General features: G+C 73.9%; 22 protein-coding genes and 1 riboswitch. Of the genes, 14 read left to right on the top strand and 8 right to left on the bottom strand.

From position 1 onward, the window contains the following. Window positions 1–28 precede the first annotated feature (28 nt). Window positions 29–1,723: a flavin monoamine oxidase family protein gene (locus tag ACZ462_RS12455; RefSeq protein WP_467803865.1), complete on the top strand. Its 1,695-nt coding sequence runs from the start codon at window positions 29–31 to the stop codon at window positions 1,721–1,723. 61 nt (window positions 1,724–1,784) lie between these two features. On the opposite strand, the gene ACZ462_RS12450 is transcribed toward ACZ462_RS12455, so the two are convergent. The 3 genes from ACZ462_RS12450 to ACZ462_RS12440 form a co-directional block, all read right to left on the bottom strand. Continuing rightward, complete coding sequence (locus tag ACZ462_RS12450; protein ID WP_467803866.1) at window positions 1,785–2,432, bottom strand: DUF5995 family protein; 648 nt, start codon at window positions 2,430–2,432, stop codon at window positions 1,785–1,787. 115 nt (window positions 2,433–2,547) lie between these two features. Beyond that, the gene (locus tag ACZ462_RS12445; protein WP_467803867.1) at window positions 2,548–3,966 is read right to left on the bottom strand and encodes a uracil-xanthine permease family protein; all 1,419 of its coding nucleotides are present in this window, start codon (window positions 3,964–3,966) and stop codon (window positions 2,548–2,550) included. A gap of 97 nt (window positions 3,967–4,063) precedes the next feature. Further along, window positions 4,064–5,281 (bottom strand): MFS transporter, encoded by a 1,218-nt coding sequence (locus tag ACZ462_RS12440; protein WP_467803869.1) that lies wholly within the window; start codon window positions 5,279–5,281, stop codon window positions 4,064–4,066. A 55-nt stretch (window positions 5,282–5,336) separates the two neighbouring features. On the opposite strand from ACZ462_RS12440, the gene ACZ462_RS12435 reads away from it, so the two are divergent. Continuing rightward, window positions 5,337–6,491 (top strand): ROK family transcriptional regulator, encoded by a 1,155-nt coding sequence (locus ACZ462_RS12435; RefSeq protein WP_467803871.1) that lies wholly within the window; start codon window positions 5,337–5,339, stop codon window positions 6,489–6,491. A gap of 27 nt (window positions 6,492–6,518) precedes the next feature. Here the strand turns inward: ACZ462_RS12435 and ACZ462_RS12430 are convergent, their stop codons facing one another. The 3 genes from ACZ462_RS12430 to ACZ462_RS12420 form a co-directional block, all read right to left on the bottom strand. Then, on the bottom strand, window positions 6,519–7,280 hold the full coding sequence (locus ACZ462_RS12430) for an SDR family oxidoreductase (RefSeq protein WP_467803872.1): 762 nt from the start codon (window positions 7,278–7,280) through the stop codon (window positions 6,519–6,521). Between the two features lie 32 nt (window positions 7,281–7,312). Then, window positions 7,313–8,284, bottom strand: a complete 972-nt coding sequence (locus ACZ462_RS12425; RefSeq protein ID WP_467803873.1) for a sigma-70 family RNA polymerase sigma factor — start codon at window positions 8,282–8,284, stop codon at window positions 7,313–7,315. Between the two features lie 111 nt (window positions 8,285–8,395). Continuing rightward, on the bottom strand, window positions 8,396–10,759 hold the full coding sequence (locus tag ACZ462_RS12420; RefSeq protein WP_467803874.1) for a chitinase C-terminal domain-containing protein: 2,364 nt from the start codon (window positions 10,757–10,759) through the stop codon (window positions 8,396–8,398). A 268-nt stretch (window positions 10,760–11,027) separates the two neighbouring features. Further along, a riboswitch (FMN riboswitch) is annotated at window positions 11,028–11,157 on the top strand. 226 nt (window positions 11,158–11,383) lie between these two features. On the opposite strand from ACZ462_RS12420, the gene ribD reads away from it, so the two are divergent. The 10 genes from ribD (at window position 11,384) to ACZ462_RS12370 (ending at window position 20,119) form a co-directional block, all read left to right on the top strand. Next, window positions 11,384–12,448 (top strand): bifunctional diaminohydroxyphosphoribosylaminopyrimidine deaminase/5-amino-6-(5-phosphoribosylamino)uracil reductase RibD, encoded by a 1,065-nt coding sequence (gene ribD, locus ACZ462_RS12415; protein WP_467803941.1) that lies wholly within the window; start codon window positions 11,384–11,386, stop codon window positions 12,446–12,448. Next, entirely contained in the window at window positions 12,449–13,087 is a 639-nt protein-coding gene (locus ACZ462_RS12410; protein WP_467803875.1) for a riboflavin synthase, read from the top strand. Continuing rightward, window positions 13,084–13,737, top strand: a complete 654-nt coding sequence (locus ACZ462_RS12405; protein ID WP_467803876.1) for a nicotinamide mononucleotide transporter family protein — start codon at window positions 13,084–13,086, stop codon at window positions 13,735–13,737. The genes ACZ462_RS12410 and ACZ462_RS12405 overlap by 4 nt, the downstream gene beginning before the upstream one ends. Further along, window positions 13,734–15,029: a bifunctional 3,4-dihydroxy-2-butanone-4-phosphate synthase/GTP cyclohydrolase II gene (locus ACZ462_RS12400; protein ID WP_467803877.1), complete on the top strand. Its 1,296-nt coding sequence runs from the start codon at window positions 13,734–13,736 to the stop codon at window positions 15,027–15,029. Before ACZ462_RS12405 ends, ACZ462_RS12400 begins: the two co-directional genes overlap by 4 nt. Before the next feature lie 100 nt (window positions 15,030–15,129). Further along, the gene (gene ribH, locus ACZ462_RS12395; protein WP_114056708.1) at window positions 15,130–15,615 is read left to right on the top strand and encodes a 6,7-dimethyl-8-ribityllumazine synthase; all 486 of its coding nucleotides are present in this window, start codon (window positions 15,130–15,132) and stop codon (window positions 15,613–15,615) included. Window positions 15,616–15,650: 35 nt separating this feature from the next. Further along, a complete protein-coding gene (locus tag ACZ462_RS12390; RefSeq protein WP_467803878.1) occupies window positions 15,651–15,923 on the top strand; it encodes a phosphoribosyl-ATP diphosphatase in 273 nt (90 codons plus the stop codon). Window positions 15,924–16,005: 82 nt separating this feature from the next. After that, window positions 16,006–16,854, top strand: coding sequence for an ATP phosphoribosyltransferase (gene hisG / locus ACZ462_RS12385; protein ID WP_467803880.1), 849 nt, complete (start codon window positions 16,006–16,008; stop codon window positions 16,852–16,854). 60 nt (window positions 16,855–16,914) lie between these two features. Beyond that, on the top strand, window positions 16,915–17,379 hold the full coding sequence (locus ACZ462_RS12380; protein WP_467803881.1) for a PH domain-containing protein: 465 nt from the start codon (window positions 16,915–16,917) through the stop codon (window positions 17,377–17,379). A gap of 212 nt (window positions 17,380–17,591) precedes the next feature. Beyond that, window positions 17,592–19,055 (top strand): hemolysin family protein, encoded by a 1,464-nt coding sequence (locus ACZ462_RS12375; RefSeq protein WP_467803883.1) that lies wholly within the window; start codon window positions 17,592–17,594, stop codon window positions 19,053–19,055. Beyond that, window positions 19,052–20,119 carry a hemolysin family protein gene (locus tag ACZ462_RS12370; protein ID WP_467803884.1) on the top strand — a complete coding sequence of 356 codons (1,068 nt, stop codon included), beginning with the start codon at window positions 19,052–19,054 and terminating at the stop codon, window positions 20,117–20,119. The genes ACZ462_RS12375 and ACZ462_RS12370 overlap by 4 nt, the downstream gene beginning before the upstream one ends. A 42-nt stretch (window positions 20,120–20,161) precedes the next feature. Here ACZ462_RS12370 and ACZ462_RS12365 read toward each other — a convergent pair whose 3' ends face one another. Beyond that, window positions 20,162–22,093 (bottom strand): AAA family ATPase, encoded by a 1,932-nt coding sequence (locus ACZ462_RS12365; RefSeq protein WP_467803885.1) that lies wholly within the window; start codon window positions 22,091–22,093, stop codon window positions 20,162–20,164. 380 nt (window positions 22,094–22,473) lie between these two features. After that, a complete protein-coding gene (locus ACZ462_RS12360; protein ID WP_467803886.1) occupies window positions 22,474–23,109 on the bottom strand; it encodes a uridine kinase family protein in 636 nt (211 codons plus the stop codon). 133 nt (window positions 23,110–23,242) lie between these two features. Here ACZ462_RS12360 and ACZ462_RS12355 point away from each other — a divergent pair, with 133 nt between their 5' ends. Both ACZ462_RS12355 and ACZ462_RS12350 read left to right on the top strand, forming a co-directional pair. Beyond that, complete coding sequence (locus ACZ462_RS12355; protein ID WP_467803887.1) at window positions 23,243–24,679, top strand: peptidase C39 family protein; 1,437 nt, start codon at window positions 23,243–23,245, stop codon at window positions 24,677–24,679. Between the two features lie 105 nt (window positions 24,680–24,784). Then, on the top strand, window positions 24,785–25,222 hold the full coding sequence (locus ACZ462_RS12350) for an SPW repeat protein (protein WP_467803889.1): 438 nt from the start codon (window positions 24,785–24,787) through the stop codon (window positions 25,220–25,222). Window positions 25,223–25,253: the final 31 nt, after the last annotated feature.

The following is a 25,253-nucleotide window of genomic DNA, read 5'->3' as shown; positions in this document are numbered from 1 at the left end:
CAGCCCCACCTGCAAGGAGCCGTACCCCATGACGTCCACGGTGCCCACCGCCGTCCCGCACAGCGACGGCCAGCCGCCGATCACCATGTTCGGCCCGGACTTCCCGTACGCGTACGACGACTTCCTCGCCCACCCGGCGGGCCTGGGCCAGATACCGGCGACCGAGCACGGGACCGAGGTCGCGATCATCGGCGGCGGCCTGTCCGGCATCATCTCGGCCTACGAGCTGATGAAGATGGGCCTCAAGCCCGTCGTGTACGAGGCCGACCAGATCGGCGGCCGCCTGCGCACCGTCGGCTTCGAGGGCCCGGGCACCGAGGGCCTCACCGCGGAGATGGGCGCCATGCGCTTCCCGCCCTCCTCCACGGCCCTGCAGCACTACATCGACCTCGTCGGCCTGCAGACGCAGCCCTTCCCGAACCCGCTCGCCGAGGCCACCCCCTCGACGGTCGTCGACCTCAAGGGCGAGACCCACTACGCCGAGACGATCGCCGACCTCCCGCAGATCTACCGCGACGTCGCCGACGCGTGGAACGCCTGCCTCGAAGAGGGCGCCGACTTCTCCGACATGAACACCGCGATGCGCGAGCGGGACGTCCCGCGCATCCGCGAGATCTGGGCCAAGCTCGTCGAGAAGCTCGACAACCAGACCTTCTACGGCTACCTGTGCGAGTCGGAGGCCTTCAAGTCCTTCCGCAAGCGCGAGATCTTCGGCCAGGTCGGCTTCGGCACCGGCGGCTGGGACACCGACTTCCCGAACTCCATCCTGGAGATCCTCCGCGTCGTCTACACCGAGGCCGACGACCACCACCGCGGCATCGTCGGCGGCTCCCAGCAGCTGCCGCTGCGCCTGTGGGAGCGCGAGCCGGAGAAGATCGTCCACTGGGCGCCGGGCACCTCGCTTTCCTCCCTGCACGACGGCACCCCGCGCCCCGCGGTGACCCGCCTGCACCGCACCGCCGGCAACCGCATCACCGTCACCGACGCCTCCGGCGACATCCGCACCTACCGCGCCGCGATCTTCACGGCGCAGTCCTGGATGCTGCTCTCCAAGATCGCGTGCGACGACTCGCTGTTCCCGATCGACCACTGGACGGCGATCGAGCGCACGCACTACATGGAGTCCTCCAAGCTCTTCATCCCCGTCGACCGCCCGTTCTGGCTCGACAAGGACGAGGAGACCGGCCGCGACACCATGTCGATGACGCTGACGGACCGGATGACCCGCGGCACCTACCTGCTGGACAACGGCCCCGACCAGCCGGCCGTCATCTGCCTGTCGTACACCTGGTGCGACGACAGCCTGAAGTGGCTGCCGCTGTCCGCGAACGAGCGGATGGAGGTCATGCTGAAGTCCCTCGGCGAGATCTACCCGAAGGTCGACATCCGCCGCCACATCATCGGCAACCCGGTCACCGTCTCCTGGGAGAACGAGCCCTACTTCATGGGCGCGTTCAAGGCGAACCTGCCCGGCCACTACCGCTACCAGCGGCGCCTGTTCACGCACTTCATGCAGGACCGCCTGCCGGAGGACAAGCGCGGCATCTTCCTCGCCGGCGACGACATCTCCTGGACGGCCGGGTGGGCAGAGGGCGCCGTGCAGACGGCCCTGAACGCCGTCTGGGGCGTCATGCACCACCTCGGCGGCGAGACCGACGCCACCAACCCGGGCCCGGGCGACGTCTACGACGAGATCGCCCCGGTCGAGCTGCCGGAGGACTGACCTCCCGGCTCCCCGTGACCACGGGCCGCCCCCGCGTGCACAGCGCGGCGGCGGCCCGTCCTCATGCCCGGCCCGTAGGGGTCAGCAGGCAGCGGCCGACCAGGCCGACGCCGGCGTCCAGCGACTCGGTGAACTCCTCGGCGAGGTCCGGGGTGCGGCGCAGGCGCCACAGCAGGCGGGCCGCCGACCAGGCGGCGCCGCGGGCGCGCTCCAGGCTCCACGAGCCGAGCAGGTGCGTCAGCGGGTCGGCGACCTCCAGCAGGTCCGGCCCGGGCATCAGGTCCTCCCGGATGCGCTCCTCCAGGCACACCAGCGTGTCGCCGACCCGGTCGAAGTCCGCCTCCAGCGCGCGCGGTTCGCAGCCCAGCGCCCGGCAGGCGGACACCACCGCCAGCGCGAGGTCGTGGCCGATGTGGGCGTTGATCCCGGCCAGCGCGTGCTGGAGCGGGCGCACCCCGGGGTGGCGGCGGTACTGCAGCAGCGGCCGCCAGCATGCCGGGGCGCGCTCCGACTCCACCGCGGCCAGGTACCGCTCGGCGAACCTGACGCTCAGCGTCTGCGCCTGCCGGGGCGCGGGGAAGTCCCCGCGGCGGATGCGCTCGTCCAGCGTCTCCGTGACCGTCAGGTAGACCCGGTTGAAGACGGCGACGCCGTCCTGCGCGGGGAGCCGCTCGTCCAGGGCGCGCATCCGCGCGAGCACCGCTTCCATGGAGGGAGCGTGGCAGGCCGCGGCGCGCGAGCGGGGGACTTGGGCGTGTCCTTCCCCGGTTCGGGCGAACGCGGCGCACGGGGGCGGCGGTTCGGGGTGGGGCGTGCCGCCCGGGTCAGGGGCGCGGACCCTGCCCGGACGGGCCGTCCGCGGCGGGGCCGTCTCCGCGGTCGTAGTCGGAGGTGCCCGCGTCGAGCAGCGGCGGCTGCTCCTTCATGTGGGCGGGGGCGAAGAAGCGGAGCGCGTGGTAGCCGGTGATCACCACGAGCGTGCCGAGGGCGATCCCGCCGAGCACGAAGGTGTCCGTGATGCGGAGTTCGACCCCGCCGACCCCGATGATGATGCCCGCGGCCGCGGGCACGAGGTTCAGCGGATTGCGCAGGTCGACGCGGCCGTTCAGCCAGATCTGGGCGCCGAGAAGGCCGATCATGCCGTACAGGATGACGGTGATCCCGCCGAGGACCCCGCCGGGGATCGCGGCGACGACCGCGCCGAACTTCGGGCACAGGCCGAAGAGGAGCGCGAATCCCGCCGCCGCCCAGTAGGCCGCCGTGGAGTAGACCCGGGTCGCGGCCATGACGCCGATGTTCTCGGAGTACGTCGTGTTCGGGGGGCCGCCGACCGCCGTGGAGAGCATCGAGGCGGCGCCGTCGGCCGCGATGGCCGTGCCGAGGGTGTCGTCCAGCGGGTCGCCGGTCATCTCGCCCACGGCCTTGATGTGCCCGGCGTTCTCCGCGATCAGGGCGATCACCACGGGCAGCGCGATCAGGATCGCCGACCACTCGAACTGCGGCGCGTGGAACGAGGGCAGGCCGACCCAGTCGGCCTTGGCGACACCGGACAGGTCCAGCCGCCAGTGGTCGACCGCCTCCGTGCCGCCCGCCGGCGAGTGGATCTTGCCGAAGACCAGGTCGAACAGGGCCGAGACCGCGTAACCGAAGATCAGCCCCAGGAAGATCGCGATACGCGACCAGAAGCCGCGCAGGCACACCACGGCCAGCCCGGTGAACAGCATCACCAGCAGCGCCGTCCACTGGTCCTGCGGCCAGTACGTCGCGGCCGTCACCGGCGCCAGGTTGAAGCCGATCAGCATCACCACCGCGCCCGTCACCACCGGAGGCATCGTCGCGTGGATGATCCGCGCGCCGAAGCGCTGCACGGCGAGGCCGGCCAGGAACAGCGCGGCCCCGACGGTGAACACGGCGCCGGTCACCACCGCGCTGTCCCCGCCCGAGGCGCGGATCGCCGCGGCGACGCCGACGAACGACAGCGAGCAGCCCAGGTACGAGGGGACCCGGCCGCGGGTCGCCAGCAGGAACACGGCCGTGGCGATGCCGGACATCATGATGGCGAGGTTCGGGTCCAGGCCCATCAGGACGGGCGCGACGAAGCTCGCGCCGAACATCGCCACGACGTGCTGGGCGCCCAGCCCCGCGGTACGCGGCCACGACAGCCGCTCGTCCGGCCGCACCACCGCTCCGGGGGCGGGGGTCCGCCCGTCTCCGTGCAGCGTCCAGCCCACGCCGAGGCCCATGTCCCACCACTTCCGTCGATCCTGTCCGCCCGGCATGCCCGCCGCACCGGACGGTCAGGCTCCCGGATCACGGCCGGCCGGCGCGGCCAGCGCCATGTTACGGCCGTGTACCGGTGGTCTCGCCCCGGTGGGCCGGGGCGCCCTTCCCGCCCGAGGCGGCCCGCGGCCGCAGGACGGGCGCGCCCGCGGTCAGCGCCACCGCCAACGCGGTCACCAGGGCGAAGGAGACCACGAGCGACGTCGCGTCCGCCACCGCGCCGATCGCCGACGGCGCGATCAGCCCGGACGTGTACGTGATCGTCGCGACGCCCGCGATGGCCTGCGCCGGCTCCGGGCCGCTGCGCGCCGCGGCCGCGAAGGCCAGCGGCACCACCACCGCCACGCCGAGCCCGATCAGCGCGAAGCCGCCGATGGCCGCCGCCGGGTGCCGGGAGGTCACCACGAGCAGCCCGCCCGCCGTGGCCAGCGCCCCGCCCGCCCGGACCGTGCGCACCGGCCCGAACCGGTCGACCACCCGGTCGCCGGCGAACCGGGCCAGCGCCATCGTCAGGGCGAACGCGGTGGTGCAGGCCGCCGCCAGGCCGGCGTCCGCGTCCAGCACGTCCCGCAGGTAGACCGCGGACCAGTCCAGGCTCGCCCCCTCGGCGAACACCGCGCAGAAGCCCACCCCGCCGATCAGCAGGGCCGACCGCGGCGGCAGCGCGAAGTGCGGCGGCGCCGGCTCGTCCGCGGCGCTGCGCAGGTCCAGCACCCTGTTCGCGGCGACCAGCCCGGCAGCGGTCAGGGCGAGCGCCGCGAACAGGTGGTGCCAGCGGGCGTCGGCCCCCAGGTGCGCGGCCGCGGCGCCCGCGGCGGCCCCCAGCAGGGCCCCCGCGCTCCACATGCCGTGCAGCGAGGACATGATCGACCGGCCGACGCGGTTCTCCGTCTCCACGCCGAGCGCGTTCATCGCCACGTCCGACATGCCGGAGGCGGCCCCGTACACCAGCAGCGCGGCGCACAGCGCGGGCAGGTTGGGGGAGAGGGCCGGCAGGGCGAGCGACAGCGTCCACGCGGCGAGCAGGACGCGCAGCGCAGTCCGCGCGCCGAGCCGGTGGTTGACCCGCCCGGCGAGCGGCATCGCGAGCGCCGCGCCGAGGGCGGGGAAGGCGAGGGCCAGACCGAGGGCGCCGGGCCCGAGTCCGGCGTGCTCCTGGATCCAGGGGATCCGGGTGGCGAGGGAGCCGGTGACGGCGCCGTGGACGCAGAAGACGGCGGCGATGGCGAGACGTGCGGGGCGCAGGCGCGCCGGGCTGGATGCGGTTTCGCCGGTCATGGCGATCAAACTATCAGGAAGCCTGCCTGATGGTGAGGGTGAGGCACTGCCTAGGATGGGCGCCGTGACTGCCGCCCAGGCCGGGGCCGCCCCGGCCCCCGCCCCCGCCTCGCCGAGCACGGCCCGCGTCCTCAACGACCGCCTCGCCCTGCGACTCCTCAGGGACGAGGGCCCCCTGACGGCCGCTCAGCTCAAGGAGATGACCGGCCTGTCGCGGCCCTCGGTCGCCGACCTCGTCGAGCGGCTCGCGCAGGCCGGGCTGATCGAGGTCGTCGGCGAGGCCGGCGCCCGGAAACGCGGCCCCAACGCACGGGTGTACGGGATCGCCGCCCGGCGTGCGCACCTGGCGGCCCTCGACTTGCGCACCGACAGCGCGACCGCCGTCGTCACCGACCTGCTGGGCCGGCCCCTGGCCCGTGCGGCCCTCCCGGTCGACGCCGTCGACGAGGCCGTGGACATCCTGGAGGCGCTGGCCCGGGAGGCCGGCGCGGCCCCCCTGCACACCGTCGTGGTCGGCGCGCCCGGGCTGGTGGACGCCGACGGCGGCCTGCGCAGCACCGCGGGGCTGCCGGCCTGGCACCGCGGCCTGGTCGCGGCCCTGCGGCGGCGGCTGCCCGCGGCGGTCTCCGTGGAGAACGAAACCAACCTCGCGGCCCTGGCCGAGCAGCGGACCGGCGCCGCGCGGGACGCCGGCTCGTTCGTGCTCCTGTGGCTCGGCGCCGGCGTGGGCGCGGCCGTCGTCCTCGACGGCCGGCTGCGGCGCGGCGCCTCGGGCGGAGCGGGCGAGATCGGCTTCCTGCCCGTGCCGGGCACCGGCTCCCTGCCCTCGGCCGCGGGCTGCGAGGGCGGCTTCCACGCGCTGGCCGGGCGGGCCGCGGTGGCCGGGCTGGCCGCCGCCCACGGCTTCACCGGGCCGGTGGCGGAAGCGGTGGCGGGCGCCGCCGGGGACACCTTCCTCGACGCCCTGGCGGAACGCCTCGCCCTGGGCGCGGCGGCCGTCGCGGCGGTCCTGGACCCGGGGTGCGTGGTCCTCGGCGGGGAACTCGGCCGCGCGGGCGGGCCCGCCCTCGCGGACCGCGTCGCCCGCCGCCTCGCCGCCCTCAGCCCCGTCCCGACCGAGGTCCGCGCCACCGAGCTCGGCGATGCGGCGGTCCTGGCGGGCGCCCGCCTCGCCGCGGCGGAATCCGCCCAGGCCGCGCTGTCCGGCTGACGCCCCGGGCCGCGGGCCCGCGGCGGCTCAGCCCCGCCCGCCGCCCTCCGCCAGGAAGTCCGCGAAGCGCACCGTGCCCGCGGCGTGCTCCGGCGCGAGGTTCCCGCCACTCAGGAACCCCCGGTACGCCCGCCCCGCCAGCGGCACCTCCACCACCCGCCGCCGGCGCCCCCCGCCCGCCTCGAGGTACGCCCGCACCCAGTCGGCCAGCGTCCGCACCTCCGGCCCGCCCATGTCGGGGACGCGCCCGCCCGCTGCGGGCGCCGGCACCGCCAGCCCGGCCAGCCGGTCGGCGACCTCCTCCACCGCGATCGGCTGCACCCGCACCCCCTTGGGCACGAACACCGGCCCCGCGGGCACCTTGGCCAGCGCCCGGGCCACCGCCGCCACCAGGTCGTGGAACTGCGTCGTCCGCAGGATCGTCACGCCCAGGCCGGACTCCAGCAGCATCCGCTCCACCCGGTGCTTGACGCGGTAGTAGCCCAGCGGCACGGCGTCCACGCCGACGATGGAGATGTAGACGAGGTTCGTGACGGTCCCGGCCCGCCGGGCCGCCGCGATCAGGTGCTCGGCGGCCGCGTCGTCCCCGCCGCGCGGCGAGGAGGCGCAGTGCACGACCACCTCCGCCCCCGCCATCGCCGCGTCGAGCCCCGTGCCGTTCCGCAGGTCGACGGGGTACTGCTGCGAGCGGCGGCTGAGGACCCGTACCTCGTGGCCGGCGGCCCGCAGCCGGGCGACGAGGGGCCTGCCGAGGGTTCCGGTTCCTCCGGTGACCAGGATGGTGCTCATGGTGTCCGTGTCCCTTCGCTGGGGGAGTGCGTTCACCAGTCCGGATTGGACAGCCACGGCGAACGTGACAGCTGCCGCGCCAGGAACTCCAGCTTCTGCGGGTTGAGGACCGCCCGCACCTCGCTGACCAGGCCGTCCTCGAACTCCACCTGGGTGACGACCGCGGCCCCGCCGGCGAGCAGCGCGGGCTGCCCGTTGACCCAGGCGACCGCGACCGGCATTCCGGCCGCGTACTTGCGCAGGGTGCCGGCCAGGAAGCGGGCCACCTTGTCCCGGCCCTCGACCGGCCGACGGGCGGCGCTGACCGCGCCGCCGCCGTCGGAGACGTACCGGACGTCCGCGGCGAGCATGCCCTCCAGCCGGGCCAGGTCGCCGTCGCGGGCCGCCGCGAGGAAGCCCTCGACCAGCACCCGCCACTGCTCGGGGTCCGGCTGGAAGCGGCGGCTCCGGGCGGCGGCCGGGCCGTCCCCGGTGCCGTCCCCGCCGCCGTCCGCGGCGGCGGCCCTTCCGGCGGCGACGCGCGCCGCGGCCCGCCGGTGGAGCTGCCGGCTGTTGGCCTCCGACACGTCCAGCAGCCCGGCGATCTCCCGGTGCCCGTACGCGAAGGCCTCCCGCAGCACGTACACGGCCCGCTCCACCGGAGTGAGCTGTTCCAGGAGCAGCAGCAGGGCCGTCGAGACGCTGTCGCGCTGCTCGGCCGACTCCAGCGGCCCCAGCGCTCCGTCCCCGGTGAGGACCGGTTCCGGGAGCCAGGGGCCGACGTACGCCTCGCGCCGGGCCCGCGCGGAGGTGAGCCGGTTGAGGCACAGGTGGGTGACGGCCTTGGCGAGCCAGGCCCCCGGGTGCAGGACGTCGCCGCGGTCGGCGGCGCTCCAGCGCAGCCACGCGTCCTGGACGGTGTCCTCGGCCTCCGCCGCGGAGCCGAGCATGCGGTAGGCGATGCCGAACATCCGGGGGCGGTGCTGCTCGAACTCGGCCGAGCGGTCTGCCGCAGAGATGGTCACCGCAGCAGCGTACGGGGCGCCGCCGGGCCCCGGACGTGCGGGGACCCGGTGGCCGCCGGGCCGCCGGGTCCCTTCACCGTGCCGCCCGCGCCAGGTGCGGGGGGCGGTGCGTCAGCAGGCGCCGAGGTCCTTCCAGACGCCCCACTGGCCGGTCGTGCCCGGCTCCTCGTTCTGCGTCCACCACTGGGCCTTCCAGTTGCGGCCCTTGTGGGAGACCACCGTGCCCGCGGTGTACACGTCGCCGGCCTTGTACGCCGGGTTGGTGCAGGTGCCGCCCGGGGCAGGGCTGGTCGGGGGCCGGCTCGTGGGCGGCTGGCTGGTGGGCGGCTGGCTGGTGGGCGGCTGCGAACCGCCGCCCGGCTCGACCACGGCCGTGCCGCGCGCCAGGTCCCCGGCGAGGGCGTACACGGTCCCGGCGATGTTCACCGTCCAGTTGGAGGGGGTGGACACCGGCAGGTAGTAGTTGAACGCCAGGTCGACGGAGGCGCCCGGGGCGAGCGGCTGCCAGGCCGGCAGCTTCAGGGAGACCCGGTGGAAGTCGCCCTTCAGGCCGCCGACGTTGCTGCCGGTGTGCCCGCTGCTGATCACCTTCGTGCCGAAGCCGGACTGGTCGGAGGCGTTGTCCGGGGCCGAGGTGGCGTAGTCGAACTGGAACTCGGTGCCGCCCGGCAGGGCCGTCTTGGTGTTGTTGGTGATCTTGATCTTCGGGGTGAGCGGGTAGTTGGAGTCGCCGAGCTTGAAGTCGCCGAACTCCGCCTTCACGTCCACGGCCTGGGCCGGCAGCGCGGTGGCGCCCGCCTTCTTCGCCCCGTACGGGGAGGCCGCCTTGAACTTGTCGTACATCAGCGAGGTGAGCGTGGAGCCCATCTCGTACTGGCCCTTGGCGGCGTTCCAGGCGTAGTCGCCGGCCATCTCCCAGACCATGGTGCCGCCGATGCCGCGGTCGACCACGTAGTCGGCCTTGGCGGCGACGGACTGCTCGTCCTCGGTGGAGAGGAAGACCTTCTTCTGCGCGTTCCACAGCCACGGCGCGACCAGGGTCGAGTCGTACTTGCGGGCGTAGGTGCCGGTCAGGGTGGTGCCCGCGGGGAAGCCGTACTGGGCGAGGTAGTCGCCGGTGATCCCCTTCTCCAGGTTCTTGGCGTGCCACATCGGGTTGGAGCCCGCGGGGGACTCGTTGCCGTTGTCGTCCTTGTCGTGCCACAGGTTGTCGATGCCGACCGCGCCGTCGCCGCACTTGGCCAGGCCGGAGCCGGCCGGGCACGACGTCGCCGCGGCCTTGCCCCACAGGCCGTCCGTGCCGCCCTGGACGTTCTTGTGGCCGCGGGTGTAGTAGGGCAGGCCGATGTTGATGCGGCCGGCCGGCATGGAGCCGCGGAAGTAGTGGTAGGCCCAGTCGGTGTTGAGGTAGCCGATGCCGCCGTACTGCTGGGAGCCGTACACCCCGGCGGCGGCGAGCTCGCCGTCCTTGCCGTCGTCGAAGAGCGAGGCGTTCGGGCCGACGTACTCGTTCCAGGCGCCGTGCAGGTCGTAGGACATGATGTTGACGTAGTCCAGGTACTGCTGCACCTGGAAGGTCTCCATGCCGCGCAGCAGGTAGCCGGAGGACGGGGCGGCGACGGTGAGCATGTAGTGCCTGCCGTCGGCGGCGCCGGCCTGGTCGAGCTTCTGGCGCAGGGTCTTCATCAGGGCGGCGTAGCCCTTGACGAGGCCGCCGCGGCGGGCGTTGGCGATCTGCCAGTCCAGCGGGTTGCCGGCGTCCTTCATCGAGGTCGGGTACTCGTAGTCGATGTCGACGCCGTTGAAGCCGTACTTCTTGATGAAGGCGACCGCGGAGTCGGCGAAGGTGTCGATGCCGGCCTGGTTGACCGAGCCGTCCGCGTTGGTGGCCATGGTGTAGAAGCCGCCGGAGCCGACGCGCTTGCCGTCGGGGCCGAAGTAGCCGCCGGTCTCCGCCCAGCCGCCGACCGAGATCAGGGTCTTGACGTCGGGGTTCTGCTTCTTGAACTTCGTCAGCAGGTTGAAGTGGCCCTTGTAGGGCAGCGCCGGGTCCATCTCGGCGCCGGCGACGCCGGGCCAGGTCATCCCGGTGGCCTCGTTCGCCGCGGTGTCCGCGCCGACGGAGATCTTGTTGTCGCCGCCGACGTGCGCGAAGGCGTAGTTGATGTGGGTGACCTTGTCCCACGGGATGTTGTTCACCAGGTAGGCCGGCTGGCCGTTCTTGCCGGTGCGCCAGCCGGTGAAGTAGCCGATGACGCGCCGCTGGTGGTCGGCGCCCATCTTCTCGCGGCCCTGGGTGTCGTACACCGAGCAGTAGGGGACGTCGACCCCGGCCGTCTTGTAGAGCCCGTCGGGCCGACAGCTCTCGTTGTCGGCGGCGTGCGAGACGCCCGCCGAGAGCCCGCCCGCCAGCAGTCCGGCGATCGCCGCGCCGGATGCCAGGAGCATCGCCCTCGTTCGTGTGGGGGACAGCATTGAGCCTCCTGGGGAGGGGAGGTGGCAGGACACAACATGCAGACAGGTGGTGCGTGTTGGCCCGCGGCGTGCGCACGTCCGGCGGGCTCTCCCGGGGAGGATGAAGGGAACGTTAAGAGGACTAGACCAAGGCGTCAATAGGTCTGGACCAATCACGGAAGCGACATGACGGACTCACCCGCCCGGCCCGGCCTTGTGACCCAGGCCACAGCGCTTCGCCGGCATGGGCGCCGATCGCCCGTGGCAGACTGGTCGGGAGTACCAGTAGCAGCGCACTCCGGGGTCGGTGCAATTCCGAACCGGCGGTATAGTCCGCGACCCGTCCGCAGCCAGCGGCCGGTTGACCAGGTGAGATTCCTGGACCGACGGTTAAAGTCCGGATGGGAGGCAGTGCGCGGCGGGCAGTCACCGGTACGCCGCCGTCGGCGGTCCACCAGCGCGTCCCCGCGGACGCGTCCGGGCGGACCGTTTCCTCCGGCCTCGGCGTCCCCACGTGCCTGTACCGCTCGATCTGTCGTATCCCGACAGCCCCGGAGTCCGTGCCCGACGAGGCAGGAGGACCCGGTGGCACCCCACGACGCCGCGCACCCCGCACCGCACGACGCGGACGCGGACACCCGCGCCATGCGCCGCGCCGTCGCGCTCGCCGCCCGCGGCCTCGGCCGCACCAGCCCCAACCCCGTCGTCGGCTGCGTCCTCACCGACGCCTCCGGCGCCGTCGTCGGCGAAGGCTGGCACCAGCGCGCCGGCGGCCCCCACGCCGAGGTCCACGCCCTCCGCGACGCCGGACCCGCCGCCCGCGGCGCCACCGCCTACGTCACCCTGGAACCCTGCAACCACACCGGCCGCACCGGCCCCTGCGCGCAGGCCCTGATCGACGCCGGCGTCACCCGCGTCGTCTACGCCGTCCCGGACCCGGACCCGCAGGCCCGCGGCGGCGCCGCCACCCTGCGCGCCGCCGGCCTCGACGTCCGCGGCGGACTCCTCGAAGCCGAGGCCGCCGCCGGCAACACCGCCTGGCTGACCGCCGTCCGCCTCGGCCGCCCCCACGTCACCTGGAAGTACGCGGCCACCCTCGACGGCCGCAGCGCCGCCGCCGACGGCACCAGCCGCTGGATCACCTCCCCGGAGTCCCGCGCCGACGTCCACCGGCTGCGCGCCGAGTCCGACGCCGTCCTCGTCGGCGCCGGCACCCTCCGCGCCGACGACCCCCACCTCGCCGTCCGCGGCATCGACGGCGCCGCCCAGCCGCTGCGCGTCGCCCTCGACCCCCGTGCCACCGTCCCCGCCGGTGCCCGGATCCTCGACGGCGCCGCACCCACCCTCCTGGTCGTCGCCGACGACGCCGACACCCGGCACCTGCCCGCCCGCGCCGACGTCCTCCGGCTCACCCCGAAGGACGGCCGGATCCCCGTCGCCGACCTCCTCGGCGCGCTGTACGACCGCGGCATCCGCTCCCTCCTCCTCGAAGGCGGCCCCACCCTCGCCGGAGCCTTCCTCGAAGCCGGAGCCGTCGACCGCGTCATCGGCTACATCGCCCCCGCCCTCCTGGGCGCCGGACCCGCCGCCCTCGCCGGCGCCGGCATCACGAACATCGCCGAGACGGTCCGCCTCGACATCACCGAGGCCGTCCGCACCGGCACCGACCTGCGCATCACCGCCGTCCCCACCGCCCCCAAGGAGCACTGAGTGTTCACCGGAATCGTCGAAGAACTGGGCGAGGTCACCGCCGTCGAGCAGCTCGCCGAGGCCTCCCGCTTCCGCCTGCGCGGCCCCCTCGTCACCGACGGCGCCAAGCACGGCGACTCCATCGCCGTCAACGGGGTCTGCCTCACCGTCGTGGAGACCGCCGACGGCGAGTTCACCGCCGACGTCATGCAGGAGACCCTCAAGCGCTCCAGCCTCGGCGCCCTGCGCCCCGGATCCCGCGTCAACCTCGAACGCCCCATGGCGCTCGGCGGACGCCTCGGCGGCCACCTCGTCCAGGGCCACGTCGACGGCACCGGCGAGATCCTCTCCCGCACCCCCTCCGAGCACTGGGAGCTCGTCAAGGTCTCCCTCCCGGGCAACCTCGCCCGGTACGTCGTCGAGAAGGGCTCCATCACCGTCGACGGCGTCAGCCTCACCGTCGTCGAGGCCGCCGCCGACCACTTCACCATCAGCCTCATCCCCACCACGCTCGCGCTGACCACGCTCGGCACCAAGCAGCCCGGCGACCCGGTCAACCTTGAGGTCGACGTCCTCGCCAAGTACGTCGAGCGCCTCCTCGCCGCCGGCGTCGACCCCCTCGCGGCGACCGCCGCCGCGGCCGAGGAGGGCACCCCGTGACCACGCTGAGCTGGCTCAACGCGGAAGCCTTCACCGTCTTCGGGCAGAAGGTCATCTGGTCCGACATGGCCGGCAACCTGCTGGGCCTGGCCGCCCTCGCCCTCGGCTGGCGCCGCTCCATCTGGACCTGGCCCGCCCAGCTCCTCTCCGGCCTCGTCCTCATCGCCGCCTACGCCTCCGCCCACCTCGCCGGCGGCGTCGGCAAGCAGCTCCTCGTCATCGGCGTGGCCGCCTGGGGCTGGCGCGCCTGGCACCTCGGCCGGCGCCACGCCCAGGACGGCTCCATCGCCGTCCGCACCGCCACCTGGCCCGAGCGCGGCCTGCTGCTGGCCGGCGCCGTCCTCGGCACCCTCGCCGTCGGCGGCCTGTTCACCCTCTACCCGAACCTGTCGTGGAGCCCCTGGGCCGACGCCTACATCTTCGTCGGTACCGTCGTCGCGATGGCCGCGCAGGCCCGCGGCCTCGTCGAGTTCTGGTTCGCCTGGCTCCTCGTCGACCTCGTCGGCGTCCCCCTCGCCTTCACGGGCGGGCTGGCCTTCTCCGGCCTCGTCTACGTCGTCTACTTCGCGCTCGTCCTCTGGGGCGCGCACGACTGGTACCGGCGCTCCCGCGCCACCACCGCCCCGGACCTGGAAGGAGCAACGGCATGACCGCCCTCAAGCCCGTTCCCGACTACGACTCCCTCCTCGACGAGCCCTTCCGGCTCGACCCCGTCGAGCAGGCCGTCCGCGACATCGCCGCCGGCCGTCCCGTCGTCGTCGTCGACGACGAGGACCGCGAGAACGAGGGCGACCTCGTCGTCGCCGCGGAGAAGATCACCCCCGAGATCGTCGCGTTCATGATGAGCGAGTGCCGCGGGCTGATCTGCGCCCCCATGGAAGCCGTCGAGCTGGAGCGGCTCGAACTGCCCCAGATGGTCCAGCACAACACCGAGTCGATGAAGACCGCCTTCACCGTCTCCGTCGACGCGAGCGCCGCCCACGGCGTCACCACCGGCATCTCCGCCGCCGACCGCGCCACCACCCTGCGCATGCTGGCCGACGGCGTCTCCGAGCCCGCCGACTTCGTGCGCCCCGGCCACATCTTCCCGCTGCGCGCCAAGCCCGGCGGCGTCCTCGTCCGCAACGGCCACACCGAGGCCGCCGTCGACCTCGCCCGCCTCGCGGGCCTGCGCCCCGTCGGCGCCATCGTGGAGATCGCGGGCGAGGACGGCGTCATGCTGCGCCTGCCCGAGCTCATCCCCTTCGCCCGCAAGCACGGCCTGACGATCATCTCCATCGAGGACCTGATCGCCTACCGCCGCTCCGCCGAGCCGACCGTCCGCCGCGAGGCCGAGGTCAACCTGCCCACCGCCTTCGGCGACTTCACCGCCTACGGCTACCGCTCCACCGTCGACGGCGTCGAACACGTCGCCCTCGTCCACGGCGAGGTCGGCGACGGCAGCGACGTCCTGGTCCGCGTCCACTCCGAGTGCCTCACCGGCGACATCTTCCACTCCCTGCGCTGCGACTGCGGCCCCCAGCTGCACGCCTCCATGGCCCGCATCAAGGAGGAGGGCCGCGGCGTCGTCGTCTACCTCCGCGGCCACGAGGGACGCGGCATCGGACTGCTGTCCAAGCTGCGCGCGTACGAACTCCAGGAGCGCGGCCGCGACACCCTCGACGCCAACCTGGAGCTCGGCCTCCCCGCCGACGCCCGCGACTACGCCGCCGGCGCGCAGATGCTCGCCGACCTCGGCGTCCGCAGCGTCCGCCTGCTCACCAACAACCCCGACAAGACCGCGGCCCTCGTCCGGCACGGCATCGCCGTCACCGACCGCGAGCCGATGCCCGTCGAGGCCGGCGAGCACAACCTGCGGTACCTGCGCACCAAGCGGGACCGCATGGGCCACGACCTGCCCTGGCTCGGCGAGACCGTACCCACCGCCTGCGGCAACCAGTAGCCCCCACGGCGGCACCCCGGGATTCCCGGAGCCGCCCGCACCACCGGCGACACACGAACAGCGAACCACGGACAACAACGAACCACCGAGGAGTACAGCAGTGAGCGGCAAGGGCGCACCCGAACTCAGCGTGAGGAACTGCGGCGACCTGAGGGTCGCGGTCATCGCGGCGCAGTGGCACGAGAAGGTCATGGACGGCCTCGTCGACGGCGCCCTGCGCGCCCTCCACGAACTCGGCATCGACGAGCCCACCCTGCTCCGGGTCCCCGGCAGCTTCGAGCTCCCGGTCGTGGCGAAGGTACTCGCCGGCCGCGGCTACGATGCCGTCGTCGCCCTCGGAGTGGTCATCCGCGGCGGCACCCCGCACTTCGACTACGTGTGCCAGGGCGTCACCCAGGGCCTGGTGCAGGTGTCGATCGACACCGGAGTCCCCGTCGGCTTCGGCGTCCTGACCTGCGACAACGAGGAGCAGGCGCTGGACCGCGCCGGCCTTGAGGGATCGAACGAGGACAAGGGGCACGAAGCGGTCATCGCCGCCGTCTCCACCGCGGCCACCCTGCGGTCCGTCAGCGAACCCTGGCGCTGAGTGGCGGCGGAGGACCCCCTATCCTGAGGACCATCATGGCGAACAAAACCTTCGAAGAGCTCTTCACCGAGCTCCAGGCCAAGGCCGCTGACGGCGACCCCGGCACCTCCCGCACCGCCGAACTGGTCGCCAAGGGCGTCCACGCCATCGGCAAGAAGGTCGTCGAGGAGGCCGCCGAGGTCTGGATGGCCGCCGAGTACGAGGGCAGCGAAGCCGCCGCCGAGGAGATCTCCCAGCTGCTCTACCACGTCCAGGTGATGATGGTCGCGCGCGGGATCTCCCTCGACGACGTATACAAGCACCTCTAGAGCCGCAGCGGCCCCCGGGGGTCCTCCGCCCCCGCCACCCACCCACCCGAACACCCCGCATCCCGCAGAGAAGGAAGCTCCCATGCTGCGCATCGCCGTCCCCAACAAGGGCTCACTCTCCGGAGCGGCGTCGGCGATGCTCCATGAGGCCGGCTACCGCCAGCGCAAGGAGTCCAAGGAACTCGTCGTCGTCGACGCCGACAACGAGGTGGAGTTCTTCTACCTCCGCCCCAAGGACATCGCGATCTACGTCGCCTCCGGCCGCCTCGACATCGGCATCACCGGCCGCGACCTGCTCCTCGACTCCGGCGCCAACGCCGAGGAGATCCTGCCGCTCGGGTTCGGCCGGTCCACCTTCCGCTACGCCACCCGCCCCGGCACCGCCAAGGGCCCCGAGGACTTCCACGGGATGACGATCGCCACCTCCTACGAGGGCATCGTCGCCAAGCACCTCGCCGAGCAGGGCATCGACGCCTCCGTCGTGCACCTCGACGGCGCCGTCGAGACCGCGATCCAGCTCGGCGTCGCCGAGGTCATCGCGGACGTCGTCGAGACCGGCACCAGCCTGCGCAACGCCGGCCTGGAAGTGATCGGCGAGCCGATCATGACCTCCGAGGCCGTCGTCATCCGCCGCAGCGGCGGCGAGACCGACCACCCGCAGGCCCAGCAGTTCCTGCGGCGCCTCCAGGGCGTCCTGGTCGCCCGCAGCTACGTGATGATGGACTACGACTGCCGCGCCGAGCACCTGGAGCGGGCCGTCGCCCTCACCCCCGGCCTGGAGTCCCCCACGGTCTCCCCACTGCACAACGAGGGCTGGGTCGCCGTCCGCGCCATGGTCCCCGCCAAGGAAGCCCAGCGGATCATGGACGACCTGTACGAACTCGGCGCCCGCGCGATCCTCACCACCTCGATCCACGCCTGCCGCCTCTGACCCCTCCGCGTACGCCGTCGCCCGACCCGCACGCCCCCTGAAGAAGGCACCTCCCGCACCATGGCCGAGTCCGCCGCCCAGCCCGACCTCCCCGCCCTGCCGGTCACGTTCCGGCCGACCCGCACCCGGGTCGTCCTGCTGAGCGTCGGGCTCGCCATGTTCGCGACGATCACCGCGATCGCACTGCTGCTGGAGAACCTCAGCACGGGCGAGCGAATCAGCTTCGTCTTCACCGCGGCGCTCATGAGCTCCGTCCTCGTCCTGCTCAGCCGGCCCAAGGTCGTCGCCGACGAGGCCGGGGTCACCGTCGTCAACCTCACCACCAAGCGCCGCCTGGAATGGGCCGAGATCCTCCGGGTCAACCTGCGCCCCGGCGACGCGTGGGTCTTCCTCGACCTGAGCGACGGCACCAGCCTGCCCGCCCTCGGCATCCAGCCCGGCATCGCCAAGCAGCAGGCGATCGCCGACGCCCGCACCCTGCGCGCCCTCGCCGAGACCCGCGGCACCGGCGACCACCACCACTGACCCGGACCGGCGCCGCGCACACTCCGGCCGTTGCGTCCCATTGCGGCGGCGATCCCAATGACTACCCTGGTGCCGGGCACAGCCCTGCGCCCTCCCACCGGCCCCGGGACCCCCGGGGCCCGCGGGCACCTGCGACCAGAGGAGTGACTCCCTCCAGCAATGGACGGATCGTCCTGTAGTACCCGCGCCGCCCTTCCCCCGGAGGCGGCGGCATGACCATCCCGCTCATCCTGCTCCTGGCGGCCTTCGCCCTGATCCTCGCCAACGGCTTCTTCGTGGCCGCCGAATTCGGCCTCGTCACCGTCGAACGCCCCGAGGCCGAGAGGGCCGCGGCCGAAGGCGACCGCCGTGCCCGCACGGTGGTCCGCGCCCTGCGGGAGCTGTCGTTCCAGCTCTCCGGCACCCAGCTCGGCATCACGATCACCTCGCTGGTGGTCGGCATGCTCGCCGAACCGGCCCTCGCCGCCCTGCTGGCGGGGCCGCTGACCGCCACCGGCCTGCCCGCCGGGGCCGTCTCCGGTGTGGCCGTCTTCATCGGCATGCTGCTCGCCTCCGCCGTCCAGATGGTCGTCGGCGAGCTCGTCCCGAAGAACTGGGCGGTCTCCCGGCCGCTCCAGGTGGCCCGCTTCGTCGCCGGCCCGCAGACCCTCTTCTCCGCCGCGTTCCGCCCCGTCATCGCCGGGCTGAACGCCGTCGCCAACCGCCTCGTACGGGCCTTCGGCGTCGAGCCGGCCGAGGAGATCGCCTCCGCGCGCACCCCGGGCGAGCTGGTCTCCCTCGTCCGCCATTCGGCGCAGGCCGGCGCCCTCGAACAGGACACCGCCGACCTCTTCGTACGGACCCTGTCCCTGGGCGAGCTCACCGCACAGCACGTCATGACGCCCCGGGTCAAGGTCAGCGCCCTCCAGTACACGGCGACGGCCGCGGACGTCCTCAACCTGACCCGCGCCACCGGCCTGTCCCGCTTCCCCGTCTACCGCGAGCGGATCGACGAGGTCACGGGCGTCGTCCACCTCAAGGACGCCCTCGCCGTGCCCGAAGCCGAGCGCGCACGCACCGCCGTCGGCCGGATCTGCGTCGCCCCGCTGCTCGTACCCGGGTCCCTGCCGGTGCAGCCGCTGCTCGAGTGGCTGCGCAGCGAGCAGCCCATGGCCGTCGTCGTCGACGAGTACGGCGGCACCGCCGGAGTCGTCACCCTGGAGGACATCGTGGAGGAACTCGTGGGCGAGGTCCGCGACGAGCACGACCTCGCCGAGGACGAGACCCCCGAACTGGCCGCGCTGCCCGCCGAGGACGGCCGGCCGGCCTGGGAGGCCGACGGCAGCTGCCGTGTGCAGACCCTGCGCCGCATAGGCCTCGACGTGCCCGACGGCCCGTACGAGACCGTCGCCGGCCTCGTCGCCGACCTCCTCGGCCGCATCCCCGCCCCCGGCGACCACGCCGAACTGCCCGGCTGGAAGCTGTCCGTCCGGCAGGTGGACCGCTACCGGGCCGAACGCGTCCGCCTGGTGCGGACCGCTCCCGGACCGGCGGGCGGCGACGCCGCGGCAACCCCCGGCATTCCGGCCGCCTCGGCTGCCCCGGCCGCCCAGGTGGTCCCGGCTGCATCACCGGTCTCAGCCGTCTCTGGTGCCTCGGGCGCCTCGGGCGCCGAGCTGGAGGCGGCGGGCCGGTGAACGTCCTCCAACTCCTCTTCGCGCTGCTCCTGGTCTTGGCCAACGGGTTCTTCGTCGGCGCCGAGTTCGCGCTCGTCTCCGTCCGCCGCAGCCAGGTCGAACCGCTTGCCGCGGAATCCAAACGGGCCCGCCAGGTCCTCCACGGCCTGGAGAACCTGCCCCGCATGATGGCCGCCGCCCAGTTCGGCATCACCCTCTGCTCGCTCACCCTCGGAGCGGTCGCCGAGCCGACCGTCGCCCGGCTCCTGGAACCCGTCTTCCACGCCGCCCGCGTCCCGCAGGGCCTCGTGCATCCCCTCGGGTACGCCGTCGCCCTCGCCGCCGTGGTCTTCCTGCACCTCGTCATCGGCGAGATGGTCCCGAAGAACCTCGCCATGGCCGCCCCGGAGAAGACGGCCCTGTGGTTCAGCCCCGGCCTGGTCGCCTTTGCCCGCCTGTGCGGGCCGATCACGACCGCGCTCGGGGCCTGCGCCGCCGTCCTGCTCCGCCTGTTCAAGGTGGAGCCGAAGGACGAGGTCGAGGCCGTCTACACCAGTGCCCAGCTCGGCCGCCTCGTCCAGGACTCCCGGCAGGCCGGGCTCCTGGAGCCGCGGGAGCAGGAGCGCCTGGAGGACGCCCTCGAACTGGGCAGCCGCCCGGTGACCGACGTCCTGCTCGCCCGCGAACGGCTCGTCACGGTCGGGCCCGGCGTCACGCCCCGGCAGATCGAACACCTCACCGTGCGCACCGGGTACTCCCGGTTCCCCGTCCGCTCCGAGGCCGGCGCCTTCATGGGCTACGTCCACGTGAAGGACGTCCTCGACCTGGAGGACCGGGAGCGGGCGGTGCCGCAGCGGGTCTGGCGCAGGATGCCGACCCTGTCCTCGACGCTCCCGCTGGACGACGCGCTCAGCGTCATGCGGCGCGACGCCACCCACCTGGCGCAGGTCGCCGACCCCGCGGGGCGGGTTGTGGGGTTGGTCGCCCTGGAGGACGTCCTGGAGATGCTGGTCGGCGAGGTCCGCGACCCCGCCCACCGCATCCCCTCCCGCCGCCGGGCCCCGTCGGCGGCACTCACGCCCTGACGCAATCCGCCCCGGGACCCGCGCGGTCCCCGGGGCGGGCGGTCAGAGGGGCGGGGGGTCCTGGTGCGGGCCGCGGCCCGAGAGGACCTCCCCGTACGCCTGCATCAGGTCCGGCAGCCGCAGTGTCGCCAGGTCCTCCCGCGACGGCTCCCCGGCGAACCCGGCCAGCCGCAGGTCCCGGTACGCGCAGCTCTTCTCGTACAGGGTGCGCAGGAACCGACCGTTCCCGAGCTCGTCGATCCAGCCCTGCTCCACGACGTGCCCGCTGATGCTGCGCAGCTCCTCCAGCGCCTCGGCGTCCCAGCAGTCGCCGTTCGCCTCCGCGAGGACCCCGCCGATCGCCGTCAGCTCGGCGGGCCGGTAGCTCGGGAAGTCCACCCGCGTCGTGAACCGCGACGACAGCCCCGGGTTCGCGGACAGCAGCCGGTCCATCCCGGCGGGGTAGCCGGCGAGGATCACCACGAGGTGGTCCCGGTTGTCCTCCGCCCGCTTCAGCAGCACCTGGAGGGCCTCGTCGCCGTACGCGTCGCCCTTGCTGTAGCCGGAGTTGGAGAGGCTGTACGCCTCGTCGACGAAGAGCACCCCGCCGATCGCGGAATCGATCAGCTCGTTCGCCTTGACCGCGGTCTGCCCGAGGAACTCGCCGACGAGATCGGCCCGTTGGGCCTCGACGAGGTGGTCTCCGCCGAGCAGGCCCAGCGCGTAGAAGACCCGGCCGAGGATCCGGGCCACGGTCGTCTTGCCCGTCCCGGACGGCCCGGAGAAGACGAAGTGCCGTTTCGGGGGCTGGACGGGAAGCCCCTGGCCGGCCCGCAGCCGGGCCATGTGCAGCTGCGCCGACAGCGCCTTGACCTGACGTTTCACCGGCTCCAGGCCGACCATGCGCTCCAGCTCGGCAAGGGCCTGCGCGAGCAGCTCAGGATCGGCCGGCCCGGCCGGCGGGCTGCCCGCGGGCCCCTGCGCGGGCACGACGGACTTGCGCCGTGCGCCCGGCGACCGCCCCGGCCCGGGGCCCCCGTACCGCGGTTCGGGCGGGTCCGCCGCCAGCGGGTCCAGGGGCTCGGCCGGGCCGTCGGCGACGAGGCCGACATCCTGGGCGGGCCCGCCGCCGAGGACGACCGCCGCGTAGTCGCCGCCGCCCGGGGCGGCCCCGAGCCCGCCGTACGCCTCGCAGCCCGCGCCGGCGTATCCGGCGTAGCCGTCGTAGTCCTCGCTGTCCTCGATCGCCGTCAGCCGCGCCGCGGTGTCCATGAACGCCGGGTCGACGCGGTGCACCGCCCGGTACAGCGGCAGGGCCGCCGCGCTGCGGCCGGTCCCCTCGTGGGCGCGCGCCAGCCAGTACCGCAGCTCCTTGCGCTGCGGCTGCTCGCTGCGGCAGCGCATCAGCGCCGCGGCCAGCATCGGCTCGGCCTGCCCGTACATCTCCAGCCGGACCCGGGCCATGCCGCCGAAGAGGCCCGCCTCGATCCCGAGGAGCGGGTCGTCGACGAGCGGCTCGGTGTGCCGGACGAGCTGCTCCCAGTCCTTGACCAGGTACGCGCGGCAGGCGTGCAGGAACCGCACCTGCGGGTCTGCGTCCACGGGCGGGAGGTCGGCCAGCGCCTGGTCGAGCTCCGGCACGTGCCGGCCGTCCAGCCAGTGCGAGGCGTGGGCGAGGAGCAGGTCCCGGCGGCTCTCCAGCACGGGCTGCACCCACCAGCCCAGCCAGTACCAGGAGTTGAGGGTCCGCCGGTGCCGGGCCCGCTGCTCGCCGAAGCGCTCGCGGTGGGTGTACATGCGCAATAACGCGTTCGTGGTGTCCACGCGCAGCGCGTGGAGTCCCAGCCAGGCGTCGGCCATCGCGGGGTCGAGCCGGACGGCCGTGCGGAACTCCTCCTCGGCCTGCGGATAGGCGCCCATGGTGCAGGCGTCGACCCCGCGCAGCCAGGCGAGTTCGGCCGGGGCGTGCGCGCTGCCCGGCATGCCGAAATCCATCACATCCCCCAGAAGCCTGCCCCCGTGGTGCCCAGCAACCCCCGTGCTGCATATGCCGGTTGTCCGCTGCGCCGATGAATCAGGGCTGCATCGTACCTGCGGTGACGCACCTTCCGTAGGGTGCCGCGGCGAAGGCCCGCCCGGGGGCGCACACCGGGTGGGGTGACTCAGGGTGAGGTACTCGCGGTCGTGCGCGGGCCGCGGCGGGGGCCGGAGGGGGGGGGCGCGGGGCAGAACGAAGCCCCCGATCACGGGGGAACAATCGGGGGCTTCGCGTCCGCTGCGGCCTGGAAAGACCGCGCATTGAGAACGTAAGGCCGCTGCGGGGGCCGGGTCAAGCGGGTCGGGGGAGGGCCGCGCAAGCGGATGTCGCGGGGCGCTCAGGCCTGGGGGAATCCGTCACCTTCGGTGACGGAACCCGTCCCTCCAGCGGTCGCTCCCGTCCCGGAAGACCACTCGTATCCCGTACCGCTCTGGCGTACCAGGGTGTCCGCGAAGGGGCGCGAAGGGTCATCCGAGAAGTGCGCGAGCTCCGCGCGCTCCCACCCGTCCCAGAAGTCGGAGAGCCCCCTCCCGTCCCGCGCCCGTCCGCGCCCCCAGGACTCGGCGCGCGGGGTCTCCATCCACAGCAGCCGCGCCAGGTACGGCCGCAGGGCGCGCCGGCCCGCGCCCACGCCCTCCACCACCAGCACCGGAGCCGGCTCCAGCACCCGTGCCGGGCCGAACCGGCGCTCCACCCAGTCGTACGGGGTCCAGCGGGCGGGCCGGCCGGCGGCCAGCGGCTCCAGCACCTGGGCGCGCAGCCGGTCGGGCCAGCCGAAGGGCTCCCGGTGCGTGGCGACGTCGTCCAGGTGGAACACCGGCGCGCCGCCCAGGGCCTCGGCCAGCCGTCCGGCGAAGGTGCTCTTGCCGGAGCCGGCGTGCCCGTCGACGCCGACCAGGCGGACCGGTCCGACGGAGGGGGGCAGCGCCCGGATCTCCCGGGCGAGCGGTGCGAGGGGCTGGTGCGACTCCACCCGGCCAGCCTACGGCCGGGCCCGGCGGCCGGGTCTTCCTCCCCGACACGGCTTCCGGCATCGACGTCCGGCAGCAGGGAACTGCAAGGGTGGAGGACCTTTTCCGCCGTACCGAACCCAGGGGGAGTCCGCGATGACCGCACCCACACCACGCAGGGCCCTGCTGGCCGTCGCCCTCGCGGCGGCCGCCGCGGCGACCGTGCCCGTCGGCAGGGCCCAGGCCGCGGCCGCGCAGCCGGCCGGCCCCGCGGGCCCGGCCGGAGCGGACGCCTCCGGCGCCGGTGCCGCCGCCTCGGGCGGCGCCCCCGCCGCCGCGGCCGCTCCCGCCGGCCGGAGGGTGGACAACCGGTTCTGGTTCTCCCGCGGCCACTGGCGCGCCGGCACCCACCGGGGCACCACCGCCCTGACCGGCACCCACGCGGGCCTCGGCTTCGAGGTCCCGGCCGGCCGCACCGACCACACCGACCCGCACACCGGGCGCCAGAGCTCCTGGGACCACGCCGTCTGGACCTCGCCCGTCCACCGCACCGCCGTCCCGGCGACCGAGGTCGTCGCCTCCTGGAACGCCGACACCCCGGCGGGCACCTGGATCCGGATCGAGCTGCGCGCCACGTACGGGGACGGCGGCACCAGCCCCTGGTACGTGATGGGCCGCTGGGCCTCCGGCGACGCGGACATCCGCCGCACCTCCGTCGACGGGCAGACCGACGGCCGGTCCACGGTGTGGACGGACACCCTCGCCGTCGACGCGCCGGCGCGCGCCGAAGGCCTGCGCATCACGGCCTGGCAGCTGCGCCTGACCCTGTACCGCGAGCCCGGCTCGGGGCGCGGCCCGACCGTCACGCTGGCCGGGGCGATGGCCTCCGACGTACCGGACCGCTTCACCGTCCCGGCGTCCGCCCCGTCGGGGAAGGCGGTGGAGCTGGCCGTCCCGCGCTACTCGCAGGAGGTCCACATCGGCCGCTACCCCGAGTACGACAACGGCGGCGAGGCGTGGTGCAGCCCGACCTCCTCCCAGATGGTCGTGGAGTTCTGGGGCAGGCGGCCCGCCCCCGCGGACCTCGCCTGGGTCGACCCCTCGTACAGCGACCCGCAGGTCTGCCACGCGGCCCGCTCCACGTACGACCACGCCTACAAGGGCTGCGGGAACTGGCCCTTCAACGCCGCGTACGCCGCCTCCTACGGCGGGATCGCGGCGGTGGTCACCCGCCTCTCCTCCCTCGCCGACCTGGAGACGCTCCTCCGCGCGGGCATCCCCGTGATCACCTCGCAGTCCTTCCGCGCGGACGAACTGACCGGCGCGGGCTACGGGACGGCCGGCCACCTGATGACGATCGTCGGCCTGACGGCGTCCGGCGACGTCGTCGCCAACGACCCGCACTCCCCGGACAACCCCTCGGTCCGCAGGGTGTACCGCCGCCGCGAATGGGAGAACGCCTGGCTGCGGACGCAGCGGTACGACGCGACCGGCAAGGCCGTCTCCGCACCTGGAGGCGTCTGCTACCTGTACGCGCCGACCCGCCCGACCCCGGCGCAGGCCACGGCCCTGCGCGCGGTCGGGGTGCTGTGACCGGGTTGTGACCACGGGTGGGAAAGCGGCCGTTGACCTGGAGAAAGGACAAGCGCACCATAAGGTAATAAAGGGCGCATAAGTCTTCACAGGAGGCGGCCCACCATGACCACCCACAGCATCGAACACCACCCCGACCTCGCCGAGATGCGCTCCCGGTTCGAGCGGGTCACCAGCACCCCGGCCGCCCAGGCCGTCGAGGCGCTGGCCCTCATCACCGGCCTCTACCTGGCGGCATCGCCGTGGATAGCCGGATTCAGCGTGCTCACCGCCCTGACGGTGAACAACCTGATCGCCGGCCTGGCGTACTGCCTGTGTATGAGCGGACTCGGCTCCGCCTACGAGCGCACCCATGCCATGGCGTGGACGGCGGTCGCGATCGGCGCCTGGACGATCGTGGCCCCGTGGGTCATCGCCGGCGAGAACGACACCACCCGCAGCGTGGTCAGCAACGTCATCACCGGCTGCGTCGCCCTGCTCCTCGCCCTCGCCATGAGCGCCATGGCGGGCCGCGAACGCACACCGCGCGCCCGGGGGCGCTGACCCCCACCTCCCGGCCCGCCCCCGCCGCCGG

The sequence above is a fragment of the Streptomyces sp. NPDC031121 genome, assembly GCF_055570615.1.
Note: the sequence above shows the minus strand (reverse complement) of the source record. Positions and strands in the feature narration are given on the sequence as shown.

Excerpts from the sequence above, each read along its gene's own strand:
- ACZ462_RS12390 (WP_467803878.1), top strand. The coding sequence starts at position 15,651 with ATGGCGAACAAAACCTTCGAAGAGCTCTTCACCGAGCTCCAGGCCAAG.
- ACZ462_RS12430 (WP_467803872.1), bottom strand. The coding sequence starts at position 7,280 with ATGAGCACCATCCTGGTCACCGGAGGAACCGGAACCCTCGGCAGGCCC.
- ACZ462_RS12445 (WP_467803867.1), bottom strand. The coding sequence starts at position 3,966 with ATGGGCCTCGGCGTGGGCTGGACGCTGCACGGAGACGGGCGGACCCCC.
- hisG (WP_467803880.1), top strand. The coding sequence starts at position 16,006 with ATGCTGCGCATCGCCGTCCCCAACAAGGGCTCACTCTCCGGAGCGGCG.
- ACZ462_RS12420 (WP_467803874.1), bottom strand. The coding sequence starts at position 10,759 with ATGCTGTCCCCCACACGAACGAGGGCGATGCTCCTGGCATCCGGCGCG.
- ACZ462_RS12355 (WP_467803887.1), top strand. The coding sequence starts at position 23,243 with ATGACCGCACCCACACCACGCAGGGCCCTGCTGGCCGTCGCCCTCGCG.
- ACZ462_RS12435 (WP_467803871.1), top strand. The coding sequence starts at position 5,337 with ATGGGCGCCGTGACTGCCGCCCAGGCCGGGGCCGCCCCGGCCCCCGCC.
- ribD (WP_467803941.1), top strand. The coding sequence starts at position 11,384 with ATGCGCCGCGCCGTCGCGCTCGCCGCCCGCGGCCTCGGCCGCACCAGC.
- ACZ462_RS12350 (WP_467803889.1), top strand. The coding sequence starts at position 24,785 with ATGACCACCCACAGCATCGAACACCACCCCGACCTCGCCGAGATGCGC.
- ACZ462_RS12450 (WP_467803866.1), bottom strand. The coding sequence starts at position 2,432 with ATGGAAGCGGTGCTCGCGCGGATGCGCGCCCTGGACGAGCGGCTCCCC.
- ACZ462_RS12375 (WP_467803883.1), top strand. The coding sequence starts at position 17,592 with ATGACCATCCCGCTCATCCTGCTCCTGGCGGCCTTCGCCCTGATCCTC.
- ACZ462_RS12365 (WP_467803885.1), bottom strand. The coding sequence starts at position 22,093 with ATGGATTTCGGCATGCCGGGCAGCGCGCACGCCCCGGCCGAACTCGCC.
- ACZ462_RS12380 (WP_467803881.1), top strand. The coding sequence starts at position 16,915 with ATGGCCGAGTCCGCCGCCCAGCCCGACCTCCCCGCCCTGCCGGTCACG.
- ACZ462_RS12400 (WP_467803877.1), top strand. The coding sequence starts at position 13,734 with ATGACCGCCCTCAAGCCCGTTCCCGACTACGACTCCCTCCTCGACGAG.
- ACZ462_RS12440 (WP_467803869.1), bottom strand. The coding sequence starts at position 5,281 with ATGACCGGCGAAACCGCATCCAGCCCGGCGCGCCTGCGCCCCGCACGT.
- ACZ462_RS12455 (WP_467803865.1), top strand. The coding sequence starts at position 29 with ATGACGTCCACGGTGCCCACCGCCGTCCCGCACAGCGACGGCCAGCCG.